Below are 13,101 nucleotides of genomic sequence, written 5' to 3' on the forward strand. Positions count from 1 at the left end.
TGGAACCACTCCGATCCCATCCCGCACTCGGTTGTGAAATGTGATAGCGGCGACGATACTCTGGGGGTTGCCCCACGGCACAATAGTCCGATGCCAAGTTCCTCTTTCTTTGATTTAAGGCTCCCCATTCTACTTGGGGGGCTTTTGGCTATCTTAAACTCAAATTTAAGATTCTATTTTTAGTGATGATGGCAATTTGTTTTCCGGCGTGGGCTGAGGAAGATTGTCAGCGAGGGGAATGATAGAATTGGTAGAAGCCTAATTTGGCTTTGTAGAAATTCTCAGCTAGTTATTCCCCTAGCCCCCTTTTGTTGTTAACCCAGGAGGTTTAAAACTCTCAGATGACTCAAGTTGTTGTAGGTCAAAACGAACCCATTGAATCCGCACTACGCCGCTTTAAACGCCAAGTTGCTAAAGCTGGCATCTATACAGATTTCAAAAAGCATCAATTTTTTGAAACGCCGCAGGAAAAACATAAACGCAAGGAAGCAACCCGCAGAAGACAGCGTTCCCGCCGTCGTTAGTTAGTTGTCGATGCTGAGATTATAAATATACTTTCATCTTCTAGAAACTTCTTCGGTTTTCATATAACCGAGGGGGTTTTTGTTTTTCTTAATCATATTTCAGGGGGTTTGGGGAGTTAGGCTTCCCTTCTCCAAACGCCAACATTGATCGGCGATCGCCGTTAGTTCGCCTGGATCGTGAGTCACAACCAGGAGGCCCCAATGGCCCTTTAATTTAGTCAGTAGACTGGTCAATTGTTGACGCATCGACCAATCTAAGCCAGCGGTGGGTTCATCGAGGAGAAGGATATTAGGTTGACGAATTAATTGCACTGCTAAAGAGAGTCGTCTTTGTTGACCACCACTAAGGGCCTGGGGCGACAAATTCCAAGGGCAGTGACCAAGACCTACCTCTTGAAGGGTTTCTGCAATACGGCTGCGGGGAACTTCCGGATGGCCCAAGCGCAATTCCTCTAGCAATGTGCCACCGCAGAAATGACGTTCCGGAAACTGAAACACTAAACCACATAACTGCTGGAGGTGCAGAGGCGTTAACTCCTGGGTTTGCCAACGGATATGGCCGCTGGTCGGTTCCGCTAGACCAGAAAGAATTTCTAACAAAGTAGTTTTACCAGAGCCACTAGGGCCAATTATTAAACCGAGTTGTTGGGGCGCTAATTCTAAATTGATATCTTTTAGAATGGGATGCAAAGCGGCGGGCGGATGGTAGCAAACGTCGTTTAAATACAGCATATGGATAAAATTGAAACGCAATCTCCCTGGCAGATCATAGTTTGCTCTGCCAGTTCCGCCAAAAGCTAGATATTATGGCAATCACAATTTCCTAGAATTTTAGCTTGATTAGCCTAATTTTCTTGGTTTTGCCATTGCTCCTTCCTGTTCTCCTTGTAGATACACTCGACTATGTTGGCTTCCCTCACCCGTTTTACTCCGATGAATTTGATTCGTAATCGTTGGGCCCAAGTCTTTACCCAATCCCTATTAGGAGTCCTGATAGTTGGTGGCACCGCTTGGGCAGGGGATCCCTTTCGCCCCAGCAATCCCCATAACATTGGCGACCAAACAGAAGCTGCTTTTGAAGCAATTTTCCGCGATGGGAATTATCGAGGGGCAGAAGAAATTTTAGCTGTGGCTCTTCAAGTCGAACCCAATGAGCCGTTGGTTTATGCCATGCAGGCTTCCTTTGCCTACGACGCCAATGATATGGAGGGAATGAGGAAGTATGCCCAGCAAACCCTAGAGTCGGCCCAGCGCTTGGCCGCCAGCGATCCCTTACGGGGTAACCTATACATTGCTGTAGGTCATTTTCTAGAGGGTAGTTATCTGCTTAAAAAGGGTAGTTATTTACAAGCTGTAGGCAAAACAGGTACGGTATTCGAACATTTAGACAAAGCCTCTGCCATTAATCCCAACGATCCAGAACTTAATCTTTTGCGGGGTTACTTAGATCTATTCTTGTCCCGTTATACCCCCTTCAGCCAATCAGAACAAGTAATTAGTCGTTTTGAGCAGTATGCGGCACCTGATTATCTTCGTTACCGTGCCCTAGCCACTACCTATCGAGATTTAGAAAAATATGACCTTGCCATGGCTAATATTGACCGGGCGCTGGCCATCACCCCAGATAATCCTGAATTGCAATACTTAAAAGGGCAGTTTTTGCGTAATGAGGGCCGCCGCAGTATGGATTTAGGCAAACTTCAACAGGCTCAGCAATACTACGCACTGGCCCTAGAAAAGCAGGATCAACTATCCCGGGCATTGGTGGTTCAACTTAACCATGAAAACAATGCAGTGGTAGATGAAATTCAAAAATTAGCCCAAAATCCTAGTCTGAAGGGCTTCTAAAGCAGGAGAGTATTTTGTAATCCTATCCCTATAGTGTTGATTTTCCCCGTTTCTTTTCCCACTGGCTGATGTCTCTTGCTGGGAAACACCTTGCTGTAGGCTTGTCAGAAGATTCGTATGAGCTACAGCGCACTGACGATAGAAGCCAGGCAATGATGCCCATAGCTGGTTTGCCCCTATTTCAGAACGGTCCCCCACAATCTCATGGGTTTCAACATCTAGAGCCAGCTAAATTCAATACTTTTGTTGTTTATTCCCTACAAATGACCACATCTCATCACATTGAATCGTTAATTGCCCTTTTTTTTGAAGAGACTTCTACTTGCTGGAGTAGGGTTTCGTATTTTTGATTGACAGATTGTTATAACCAAGGCCCTGAAACATCGCAGACACGGGCGATACCAGCTAAAGGAATCTTTTTGAGAAGAAGTCTATCAATGAGATTTTTGGTTTCTTGAAAGATAATTTTCTGCTGGGAATGTTCTAGAAACTGGCGACCGCAGTCACAGCATTTATGATTTTGCTTGCCGTTATGGGGGCGACCATTTTTGACCACCTTGATAGACTGGCAACTGGGACAATCAAGCATGAGGGACTAGCATTGCTCACAATTTTAGCTTTTATCCTTACTCCTTAAGCACTACCAAAAAGCGTCGCCATGGAAATTAATTGGTCTTGGCAACAGTTTAGTGATATTTCTGGGGAGGAAATGCACGCAATGCTTGCCCTACGACAGGATGTGTTTGTGGTGGAGCAGGGATGTTTATATTTAGACCCTGATCAGTTGGATAAGCAATCATGGCACTTGTTTGGTCGCACCAAGGATCAAAAATTAGTGGCCTACGCACGACTGAATTTTCCTAATACTAGATACCCGGAACCATCTTTTGGCCGTGTTCTTACGAGTAAAGCCATCAGGGGGATGGGCGTTGGCAGAAAAATTGTCGAAGCCTGCATCCAGAAAAGCTTGCAGGAGTATCCAAACTCGGATGTGCGGATTTCAGCCCAGGCTCACCTCACCAAGTTTTATGCAGAATTTGGTTTTACAAAGGTTGGTGATCCCTATGATGACCATGGCATAGAACACATCGGTATGATTCTGCGTGTTTCTAAACCCATGGGTGACTAATGCGCTAATTTCGTTCAGTTACCTTTGCCGATGATTGTTGTTGGAAAAAGGCTTCCGAAGGAGGGGAGCAATCAATGCCTTTCCCCCGGAAGGTGATCGCTGGAGGCGAAATTTGGTCAACCTTTGGCCCTGGAGCGGTGGGGGCCCTTGGTTCACGCATAGTTTGGGCATAGCCTTCGGTGGCGTTGGGTTTGAGCACCAAATTTTTGGCCGGCTTGGGGATAGCCACGGTGGTATTGACCGTTTCAGCCATGGCTAAGCTAGGACTCAAGGTAATTGCCAGACTAAGGGAAACAATAAATAAGCGCATGGAAATACCTCCAAGCCGAAGCTAGGGAGTCCTCATAGACAATGTTTCCCGGCGATCGGCTAGCAATTAATTGGTAGTAAAGGTGGCAGTAACAGGGCCAACGGGTAATTCTTTGGGCCAGGGCAGAACAAAGCGGCGTTTGTTGCCGGCTAGCATATTCTCCCCAATGACTCCCTTCAGTTGTTCATCCCCACTTAAAGTGACAGTTTTTCCCTCTGAAGTTAGATTAACTGTCAAACCCCTAAGTAGTTGATGGGCAGTTCCTTGATTTTCAAAATTAAGTACTAACTTCTGAGAACCATCTTCTGAAGTCGAGGGCCCGGCATCTTCTAGAACCACTTTGGGAGAGGCATTAGGAGGGGTAACATAGATCGTGCCCACATACTTAAAAAGTACCTTGATATCGACAATTCTTGTGTCGGTAGGCTCGTCAATTTTTGGCTCTAGGGCATCAATGGGAACCTGTTCAGCCACAATGCGATAGGGAAGTTCCTTAGAAGGAGTGGAGTCTCCCACCCAAACTACCCTGACGGCCTGAGCTTGGTTGGGCATAAGAATAATCTGGGGAGGATAAATGACAAAATCTTCCTCTTCCAGAGGCATTTCCTCGATCCCATCGATGGACATTTGGCGGCCCACAACACTTACCTGTACTGCTACAGGTTGGGTTCCTGTGCTACGAAGCAGAAAAGAACGACTTGCACCACCACCAGCTGGAGTGAATTGCATTTCCATGGGAGAGAGTTGGAAAGAGGGGGAAGCTTCTGTTACCTTTGGCATCGCCAAGTTAAAAGTTATACTTCCAGCTAAACCACAAAGAAAAGCCACCAACGTAGATCCAGAATATCGATGAAAAGCCATCATTTTAACCCTCCGTTGACAATAGTAAGCGCTCGGTCAAACTTCAGCTTAAACTTGATTTGATGCGAGCGCCAACTATCTTTAATTTGCCTATTTGTTAGTCAGCGTAAAAGTAAGAGTATCGCTGTATATACCATGAGCTTTTCCGTTAACATTAGATTGTAGAACCGAGATAGCAACATCACGATCACAACCAGTTGAAGAGGCGCAATCAGCAATTAACGCTGCCGGAGTTTCGGCAGTTCCCTCTCCCGAAGTAAGTGTGACAGAGGCGGTGGAGCCATTCGGTCCGTAGTAGAGGGTATAGGGCATTTGCAGATAGGAAGCAACTCCATCACCTGTTTTTAGAATACCTTCATTATCTGACGTAACTGCTACGGTGAAGCCAGCCGCATCATTAGATTTAACGTTAACTGTACCAACAACGGTTTCAGAAAGTGCCGTGTACAAAGTCAATTCTTCGGGGGTGCCAGGAGTTTTAGTTGCAGTCCAGGTTAAAAGTTCAACTTCAGGAACTTCAACACCAATGCCATCGCCTTCAGAGTTGGTAGGATTAGCAAAAGCGGCGGGGCTTAACATTACAGCGGAACCAATAACCAAACCAGAAGCTAGAAGAACTTGATTGAATTTAGTGAACATAATTTGTCGCCTCCATCCCGTGACCTTGGTCTTGGGAAATGAATGTTGTTTTTTTCTTTACTCCTTTATTGTATGGAAATGGCGATGTGTGCGTATTCGCACTAACACTGGACTTTCACTAAAGTTCGATTTTCTACTGCTCCGTATAATTACGATTTTTTGTAACTAAATCTACACAAATAAAGAAAAGTGTTGCGCCTAATCACTCCCTACTTGTGACTGGGATCACATACCCCCTATAACCCAGATCATTATGCTTTTTTCCTGCAAAATAATAGCTTTTTCATCAATTCTTTGCGGTTTCTTCTGGAGGGGATTGTGAAGTTGTGTTAACCAAGCCCTGGTTACTGTCCTTGTTCCTCTTCGGGATGTTGACGCTTACAATATTGACCAACGTTTAAAAGTCCATACCGTGAAACTTTATCTAGACACCAGCGTGTTGAATCGGATTTTTGACGATCAAACCCAGGCAAGGATTGCCTTAGAGACCCAAGCTCTGAGGATGATTTTGCAACTGGTGGAAACAGAAGAGGTCGAATTGCTCAACTCGGCAGTCTTAGAGTTTGAAGCTCAGAAAAATCCCTATCCGCCAAGACAACGTTGGGTACAGCAGTGTTTAGCCCTAGCCAAAAGCTATGTGCCCATGGATGAAGAGATTGTGGCTAGGGGGCAATCCTTAGAGCAAATGGGAGTGAAATCCATTGATGCCTTGCACATGGCCAGCGCAGAAAAGGGTGGATGTGATTATTTTTTAGCCTGTGATGATCGATTGCTCCGTCGTTATCATGGAAAAGTCAAAGCCCTAAATCCAGTAAGCTTCATTTTATTATTAACAGAGGGAGAGCGATGAATCTCAAGATCCCCAAGGAACAAGATGTGGTAGAAGAAGCCTTACTAATTCTGGAACAGAAACTTCCCCCATCGAAACTGGCTTTATTGCTTTCCCGATGGCAATCAGATCAGGGAGATTATTTAAAAACGCGGGACGAACTGTTCAAATGTGAAACGGTAGAATCGTTGGCCACAGATATTTTAGAGTTTGAGGCCCGACGAGCATCTTCCCAACAAGCTGAAACATAGGCCAAAGCCTGTCGAATATCCTCCTCTTCCAATTCGGGAAATTCCTGGTAGAGTTCATGGCGGTCTGGATAGGTAGCAAGTAAATCGATTACCCTTTTCACCGTCAAACGCTGTCCCCGAATACAGGGTTGACCATTCATTTGACTGGGGTTAATGGTGATCCGTTCAAGTTTCATGGGGATAATAGTTTTAAAAAAACATCAACGGCGGTAGAAACAACACCAGACTGCCAGCATTCACGGCCATTGTCGCTATCCCGTTGTTGCTCCTTTTAACAAGAATAGCCCTGGTATATGACACCATCGATTCTACCTTGACCCCAACTCAAGCCCATCGACAACAACAAGTCAACATTCTTATGCCAGGATTAGGGAATGTCTCCCTAGTGTCCCACTTCGTCACGGGGAAAGATCCTTTGGTATTCAATGCCTTGCCGTTGCCCAACCTCCCATGGAATTTGATCCCGATTCCCTCGTTTTTAATGCCAGGTATGACCTGTTTCAGCTCCTGGTGAATCACTTTAACGTTATTGCCTGCCTGTATCCCCGCCTATTTGCCGTAACCGTTGCCCGCATTTCCTCCCACAGGCAAAACAAGAAGAAAGTCAAAATTTTCACCCTGCAAAGCGAAGCCCTAGCCTACTTTGAACAGCAACCAGAGCCGGCGGTGGTGATCATTTGCCAACGGTTAGAAGACGGTTCCGGTTTAGACCTGTTGAAACAGCTCAAAGCCCATGCCCGATCGCCGCAGTGCTTATTGTTACTGTTGAATGACCATGCGGCCATTGTGGAAGAAGCCCAGCAGTTGGGGGCCGATGCCATCTTTTTGGAGTCTAGTTTGGGTAATGGGGAAATTAACTTGGCCGTGGAATGCTTACTCCAGGGCAAAACCTACATTGATAGTCGTCTCCAGGCGATCGCCGATTATCGGAAAGCCCAAAAGGACGAATTGACCCAACGGGAAGTGACGATTTTACGGTTAGTGGCGGAAGGCAAAACCAACACCGAAATTGGCCAGGAATTACATCTAGCCAGCTCCACGGTGCGGGAATATGTGCAGACCATTATGCGTAAGCTCAACGCCAGGGACAGAACCTCAGCGGCGATCGCCGGATTACGGGAAGGCTACCTAACTTAGAAAGTGTTTTGATGGAAATGGTTTGGGGCCTACCAATCCAGCACCGGCTTTTCTGCTCCCTGTTCCCGTTTTCTTTGGGCATCCTTTGCAAACCAAGCAATGATAATTTCTGGGGTCAGATCGGCGATCGGCATTACAGATTACCAACTCATCGCGACTTTTTAGCTCTCTAACCCATGTCAAAAATAGGCTAATTTTTCCAGGTCGAACCCGGCCGTTACCTCCGCTAAATGGGGTAAGCTCTCCCGCTCAGAATCGCTTAGATAGGGCACAATCCCCAAAACCGGCAAATGGGTAAAGGATGCCAACATAGCTGGAGTGGCCCAGTCTTCTACCTTGGCCTCCGCCTCCGGGCTAGCACAACTGAGCACCAGCCCCTTCAGTTTCACCTTAGTTTGTCTTGCTAATGCTACCTGGGCGATCGCCTGGCCCATGGACCCCAGTTGCACCGGCACCACCAAAATAGTTTCCAAGCGCCACAGAGCCGCTATATCTGCCACTGTCAGCTCATGGGTAACGGGGGAACCTAAACTGCCCAGGGCCTCCACCAACACATGGTCATGGTTCTGTTGCATTGCCTGTAGAGTCTGCCAGACTACCCCTAAATCAATGGTTTTCCCTTCCTGATCAGCGGCCAGGGGAGGAGCTAGGGGAGCGGTAAATTTTAGCGGCGTCACCACATCCCAGTGGGTCAGATGGCTAAAGAGTTGTTGGTAAAGCTCGTCATCCCCCAACCCCGTCTGCATTAACTTCATCAATCCCAAGGACTCATAGCCACGATACTTTTGCCAGTAGGCCGCCAGGGCAGAAGTAGTTACCGTTTTGCCCACCCCGGTATCGCAACCCACAACTAATAAAGTTTTTTGGTCAACGGCTCGGAAAGAATGGGACATGGGGGAGCAAAAACCGAGGGGGAAAAGTGAAAGTGGCAGTTAATTTAAGTTTTGCAAAACCTAAAGAGATTGGCGAGGGAAGAATCCGCTATGATTGGATCGGAATCCCCTCTGTTAGCTTCCGGGCATAAGACTAGGGGGAACACCAGTAATCTGCCTTGACATGGGGGTAAAGTGTCTGCCGTGAGCCGTATCGCTACTTTAACACGTCAATCGATGCTGTCTGCCTTATCTGACAACAATCGCTTACGTCTTTTTTCCGGATCATCCAACCCATCTTTATCCCAAGAAGTAGCCCGTTATTTGGGCATGGACATCGGCCCCATGTTGCGGAAACGGTTTGCCGATGGCGAACTCTACATCCAAATCCAGGAGTCCATTCGGGGCGGTGACGTTTACCTCATTCAACCCTGCTGCCATCCGGTCAACGATAACTTGATGGAATTGTTGATCATGATCGATGCCTGTCGTCGCGCCTCGGCCCGCCAGATCACTGCGGTGTTGCCCTATTACGGTTATGCCCGGGCGGATCGTAAAACCGCTGGTCGGGAATCCATCTCAGCCAAGTTAGTCGCTAACCTTATTACCGGTGCCGGTGCCCAACGGGTATTGGCCATGGACCTCCACTCTGCCCAGATCCAGGGTTACTTTGACATTCCCTGTGACCATATGTACGGTTCCCCCGTCATTATTGACTACTTAAAAAGTAAGCAACTAAGCGACTTAGTGGTGGTTTCCCCGGACGTGGGAGGGGTAGCTCGGGCCCGAGCCTTTGCAAAAAAATTAAACGACGCTCCCCTAGCCATCATTGATAAGCGTCGTCAGAGCCATAATGTGGCCGAAGTATTAAATCTCATCGGTGATGTGGACGGCAAAACCGCCGTGCTCGTGGATGACATGATCGACACCGCTGGTACTTTGTCGGAAGGCTCCCGTTTGCTGCGGGCCCAGGGCGCTCGCCAGGTCTATGCCTGTGCCACCCATGCCGTTTTCTCCGAGCCGGCCATTAATCGTCTTTCCGGTGGTTTGTTTGAGGAAGTAATTGTCACCAATACAATTCCTGTGCCTGGCGATCACCATTTTCCCCAACTGACTATTCTTTCAGTGGCCAATTTAATTGGGGAAGCGATTTGGCGCATCCATGAAGAAAGCTCCGTCAGCAGTATGTTCCGCTAGGAATGGGTTTTTAGTTTTTTTGTGGACAATGGCAAAGCTGGATAGCTAGGCTGGCCAAAGCTTGGGCTGGATGATAGGCTTGGTTAAGCGATTTGCAGTTAATGCCGCCTTGGTTCACCCTTGTCTTTGGCTATGCTGGTAGTTGGGTGATGCAATTATTGCCTAACTATTTCCTTGGGGTTTGTTTTATCAAATTCTGCAATTTTGGCAATTGAGTTGTCTTAAACAGATTGCCCCTGAACATGCCCCACTTCCATCTCAAATTTCCTCGGAGGCCAAGCCATGTCCATGCCCAGATCTTCCCGATTCAAATTCCGCCAAAAACTCTTTACCTTCCTCTCCCTGAGTGGCGTTCTAGTAATGGGTTTACCCGCCATCAGTTTTGCCCAAGGTAACTCTGGGTTCACTATTTTCAGTGGAGTGGATAATCGTAGCGATATTCTGGATTACTACCTACAATTTAACGGTCGTTCTGGCCAAAGGGACCGCTACAAACTCTATATCCCTGCCAAGAAAATGACCCAGGGGGCAAAGGTTTTATACGTTTCCTACCCCGAAAATTTTGATGGTACTTTCGATGTGGAGAAAGTCCGGGTGGAAACTAAACGCCAGGGTAACATTGACATCGAAGATGTAGTTTGGGACAAAGAAAGTCGCTTTCTGCAAATTGTCCTAGCGGAACCAGCAGAACCCAACAGCCAGGTGACCATTACCCTTTCCAATGTTACTAACCCCAGCCTGGGAACCTACTATATGGTGGCTGATGCCATGGTATCGGGTGATATCCCTGTCCGAGTTTATTTGGGCACTTGGATTGTGAGCATCAATCGCTAGTTACTTACCTTTTATCCGTATAAACTGTCTATCTTTACGCTTTACCCAGAGAATGGCTCTGGTTTTCGTCAACTGTATTGAGTAGCGAGAATTTCCATGACTACCCATTGCCGCCGAACCGTTGCGGCTATTTTTCTGGCAATTTTTTCCTGGCCGATCGCCCCTGGTCAAGCGGCCCCTCCTAAGCCGGTGGATAAAACGGTGGAGTGCGAAATCTTGGTGGTGGGGGGGGGATTGGCCGGTACAGCCACGGCCTATGAAGGTTTGTTGGCCGGAAAAACCGTTTGCATGACGGAATTAACGGATTGGGTGGGGGGCCAACTCACGTCCCAGGGCACCTCTGCCCTCGATGAACGGCCAACCCAAACGGACAAGCTATTTTATCCCCGGGGCTATCTAGAACTCAGGCAACGGATCAAAGATTTCTACGGTGTGCAAAATCCAGGCAAATGTTGGGTAAGCCGTTCTGCTTGTTTCCTCCCCAAAGATGGCCATGACATTTTGATGGCAATGCTAGAGGATGCAGAAAAGCAAGGCCAAGGCACCCTGCAATGGTTCCCCAACACGGTCATTAAAGAATTAGTTTTGGCCCCCACCGCCCCAGGGGAAGAGGGACAGGAAATCATCCAGGCGATCGCCATTCAGCATCAACCGGCCCCCAATGCTCCGCCTCTGAATACCAAACTGCTGTCCCAGACCATTGAAGACAGTTACCGTTACGAAGATTCAGAACAATTAACCAAAACCATCATTAACTTCACCGCTCCCCAGACTAACCAGGGTAGAAAGGCCCCATGGTTGGTGGTGGAAGCTACGGAAACGGGGGAATTAATTGCCCTGGCTGATGTGCCCTATCGGGTGGGAGTGGATCCCCGCCCCTACCTAGACCCTTCTTCCTCGAGTGTGGAAGGTTTTGCTTACTGTACCCAGGGCTTTACCTACACCTTTGCCATGGAGGCCACCCCAGAGCCCCAACCCCAGCCGGAACCGGATTTTTACCAAAGATTTACTCCCTATTACAGCTACGATCAATCCCGGTTTGATTTCGATGCGTTGTTTACCTATCGACGCATTTGGAGTCCAGATGGCCTAGGAATTTTTGAGCCCGCCACCCCTAATCAACCGAAAAATCGCTTTGGGGTTAGTCCCGCCCAGCCAGGGGAAATTTCCATGCAAAACTGGCTACCAGGTAATGACTACACCCCTGGTACCCCTAGGGACAATTTTGTTTACACCAGGGAGCAACTACAAAAAACGGGACAATTGCAACCCGGGGGATGGTTGGGAGGCCTGCGGACGGAAAGCCTAGCCAATGGGGAAAAAATTGCCCTGGGTTTTTACCACTGGTTAGTGGCGGGTACCACCGATGCCAAATTAGGGAACAACGTCAAAAAGCCCAATCCTAATAACCGTTTGCTGACGGGGCTGGATAGTCCCATGGGGACAGAGCATGGCCTTTCTAAGTTTCCCTATATTCGGGAAGGGCGCAGAATTATTGGTCGGCCGGATTTTATTTATCCCAACGGTTTTGAAATCAATGAAACAGACATTTCCCGCCAGGACTTTAAGGACGATTTTTATCGGGAAAATCTTTCTCCCCGGGATTACCGTCGTTTACATGCCGAGCTAGCGGGCATTGATGGTTTAGACGTGCTGGATGGTACCCTTGCTCCCGATGCCGTGGAGCGTCGTCAGCGGGCCACCATGTACCCGGATTCTGTGGGCATTGGCCATTACAACATTGATTTCCACCCCTGCTATTTGGAATATCCAGTGGAAAAACCCGGTAACATTGAGCGGCCGGGGGAGCGACAAGCCCATACCCCTTCCTATCCGTTCCAAATTCCCCTGCGGGCCATGATTCCCCAGCGCATTGATAATTTATTAGTGGTGGGAAAAACCATTGCCACTAGTCACATTGCGGCGGCGGCCTACCGAGTTCATTCCTTTGAGTGGTCTTCCGGGGCGGCGGCGGGTATTGTAGCGGCGGATGCGTTGCAAAACGATTATTTACCCTATCAATTGGTGAACCAAACTGCTTTAATTGCTAATCCAAAATTGTTGCAGTTACGGCGCAAAATTGAAGATACGGGTAACCCGACAGCTTTCCCTAATACTTCTATTTTCACTAGCTTTGAAAATTGGAAGTAACCCTCAATTTTCACAAAAATTTAAAATTTGGAAGGGGGTATTTGAGTAACAAGGTTGCGACTTTTTATTTGCGAACTTTTTTAATAAAAATTATGATAGGTTACGCTATTATCAGATTCGTGATCAGACTTTTTGCTTCTTGGTAATCTGAAAGGAATGGTTTTGATTACAAATTAAAATCCGATAAAAACTCTGAGATCGTCAAAAATTTCATCCGTTAATCCATTTCTTATTTCCCAGTTGCTAATCCTGAATACTTCCCATTTGTCCTTTCTCAGTTTTCTGTCTTCTTTTAGTCTCTTTGAATATTGTTCTTCATCAGCAATAAATAAACTATTTTTTCCATTTTTTTTCCCATAATGGCTAATGTCATCAACTAGAATAGCAAATCGCTTATGTCCCCAAACTGATTGACTGACAAAAGTTTAAGAGGACTCGTAGGAGTAGACCTGGAGAGTAAACTCAAGGGCATAAAGGCGGCGGTGGTGCTGACGACGGGAAGCCATAGCCGGTTGAGGG

The 13,101-nt window shown here is 47.3% G+C and carries 14 protein-coding genes and 1 pseudogene; 8 read left to right on the forward strand and 7 right to left on the reverse strand.

What is annotated here, in order from left to right:
* Window positions 1–341 precede the first annotated feature (341 nt).
* Complete coding sequence (gene rpsU, locus H6G45_RS06535) at window positions 342–524, forward strand: 30S ribosomal protein S21 (RefSeq protein WP_010873397.1); 183 nt, start codon at window positions 342–344, stop codon at window positions 522–524.
* A gap of 99 nt (window positions 525–623) precedes the next feature.
* On the opposite strand, the gene H6G45_RS06540 is transcribed toward rpsU, so the two are convergent.
* The gene (locus H6G45_RS06540) at window positions 624–1,256 is read right to left on the reverse strand and encodes an energy-coupling factor ABC transporter ATP-binding protein (RefSeq protein ID WP_190597661.1); all 633 of its coding nucleotides are present in this window, start codon (window positions 1,254–1,256) and stop codon (window positions 624–626) included.
* 171 nt (window positions 1,257–1,427) lie between these two features.
* Between H6G45_RS06540 and H6G45_RS06545 the strand changes: the two genes are divergently transcribed.
* Window positions 1,428–2,372, forward strand: a complete 945-nt coding sequence (locus H6G45_RS06545; protein ID WP_190597662.1) for a Sll0314/Alr1548 family TPR repeat-containing protein — start codon at window positions 1,428–1,430, stop codon at window positions 2,370–2,372.
* A gap of 478 nt (window positions 2,373–2,850) precedes the next feature.
* On the opposite strand, the pseudogene H6G45_RS19520 reads toward H6G45_RS06545, so the two are convergent.
* A pseudogene (locus H6G45_RS19520) lies at window positions 2,851–2,961 on the reverse strand (IS1 family transposase); the annotation flags it as partial.
* 69 nt (window positions 2,962–3,030) lie between these two features.
* Here H6G45_RS19520 and H6G45_RS06550 point away from each other — a divergent pair.
* The gene (locus H6G45_RS06550; RefSeq protein ID WP_190597663.1) at window positions 3,031–3,501 is read left to right on the forward strand and encodes a GNAT family N-acetyltransferase; all 471 of its coding nucleotides are present in this window, start codon (window positions 3,031–3,033) and stop codon (window positions 3,499–3,501) included.
* Window positions 3,502–3,505: 4 nt separating this feature from the next.
* Here H6G45_RS06550 and H6G45_RS19525 read toward each other — a convergent pair whose 3' ends face one another.
* From H6G45_RS19525 to H6G45_RS06565, 3 genes are all read right to left on the reverse strand, one after another.
* The gene (locus tag H6G45_RS19525) at window positions 3,506–3,811 is read right to left on the reverse strand and encodes a hypothetical protein (protein ID WP_242018079.1); all 306 of its coding nucleotides are present in this window, start codon (window positions 3,809–3,811) and stop codon (window positions 3,506–3,508) included.
* A 66-nt stretch (window positions 3,812–3,877) separates the two neighbouring features.
* Entirely contained in the window at window positions 3,878–4,672 is a 795-nt protein-coding gene (locus H6G45_RS06560; protein ID WP_228016717.1) for a fimbria/pilus periplasmic chaperone, read from the reverse strand.
* Window positions 4,673–4,762: 90 nt separating this feature from the next.
* Window positions 4,763–5,311 carry a hypothetical protein gene (locus H6G45_RS06565; protein WP_190597665.1) on the reverse strand — a complete coding sequence of 183 codons (549 nt, stop codon included), beginning with the start codon at window positions 5,309–5,311 and terminating at the stop codon, window positions 4,763–4,765.
* A 412-nt stretch (window positions 5,312–5,723) separates the two neighbouring features.
* Here H6G45_RS06565 and H6G45_RS06570 point away from each other — a divergent pair, with 412 nt between their 5' ends.
* Window positions 5,724–6,161: a PIN domain-containing protein gene (locus H6G45_RS06570; RefSeq protein ID WP_190597666.1), complete on the forward strand. Its 438-nt coding sequence runs from the start codon at window positions 5,724–5,726 to the stop codon at window positions 6,159–6,161.
* Window positions 6,162–6,279: 118 nt separating this feature from the next.
* Here H6G45_RS06570 and H6G45_RS06575 read toward each other — a convergent pair whose 3' ends face one another.
* Window positions 6,280–6,567, reverse strand: a complete 288-nt coding sequence (locus H6G45_RS06575) for a DUF433 domain-containing protein (RefSeq protein WP_190597667.1) — start codon at window positions 6,565–6,567, stop codon at window positions 6,280–6,282.
* Window positions 6,568–6,841: 274 nt separating this feature from the next.
* Here H6G45_RS06575 and H6G45_RS06580 point away from each other — a divergent pair, with 274 nt between their 5' ends.
* Complete coding sequence (locus H6G45_RS06580; protein ID WP_190597668.1) at window positions 6,842–7,528, forward strand: response regulator transcription factor; 687 nt, start codon at window positions 6,842–6,844, stop codon at window positions 7,526–7,528.
* 179 nt (window positions 7,529–7,707) lie between these two features.
* Here the strand turns inward: H6G45_RS06580 and bioD are convergent, their stop codons facing one another.
* On the reverse strand, window positions 7,708–8,421 hold the full coding sequence (gene bioD / locus H6G45_RS06585; RefSeq protein WP_190597669.1) for a dethiobiotin synthase: 714 nt from the start codon (window positions 8,419–8,421) through the stop codon (window positions 7,708–7,710).
* Between the two features lie 174 nt (window positions 8,422–8,595).
* On the opposite strand from bioD, the gene H6G45_RS06590 reads away from it, so the two are divergent.
* The 3 genes from H6G45_RS06590 (at window position 8,596) to H6G45_RS06600 (ending at window position 12,582) form a co-directional block, all read left to right on the forward strand.
* Window positions 8,596–9,597: a ribose-phosphate pyrophosphokinase gene (locus tag H6G45_RS06590; RefSeq protein WP_190597670.1), complete on the forward strand. Its 1,002-nt coding sequence runs from the start codon at window positions 8,596–8,598 to the stop codon at window positions 9,595–9,597.
* 282 nt (window positions 9,598–9,879) lie between these two features.
* Window positions 9,880–10,431 carry a DUF2808 domain-containing protein gene (locus tag H6G45_RS06595; protein ID WP_190597671.1) on the forward strand — a complete coding sequence of 184 codons (552 nt, stop codon included), beginning with the start codon at window positions 9,880–9,882 and terminating at the stop codon, window positions 10,429–10,431.
* Between the two features lie 96 nt (window positions 10,432–10,527).
* Window positions 10,528–12,582: an FAD-dependent oxidoreductase gene (locus H6G45_RS06600; protein ID WP_190597672.1), complete on the forward strand. Its 2,055-nt coding sequence runs from the start codon at window positions 10,528–10,530 to the stop codon at window positions 12,580–12,582.
* The last annotated feature ends 519 nt before the right edge of the window (window positions 12,583–13,101 follow it).

Origin of the sequence: Synechocystis sp. FACHB-383 (assembly GCF_014698605.1) — a bacterium.
GTDB lineage: Bacteria > Cyanobacteriota > Cyanobacteriia > Cyanobacteriales > Microcystaceae > Synechocystis > Synechocystis salina.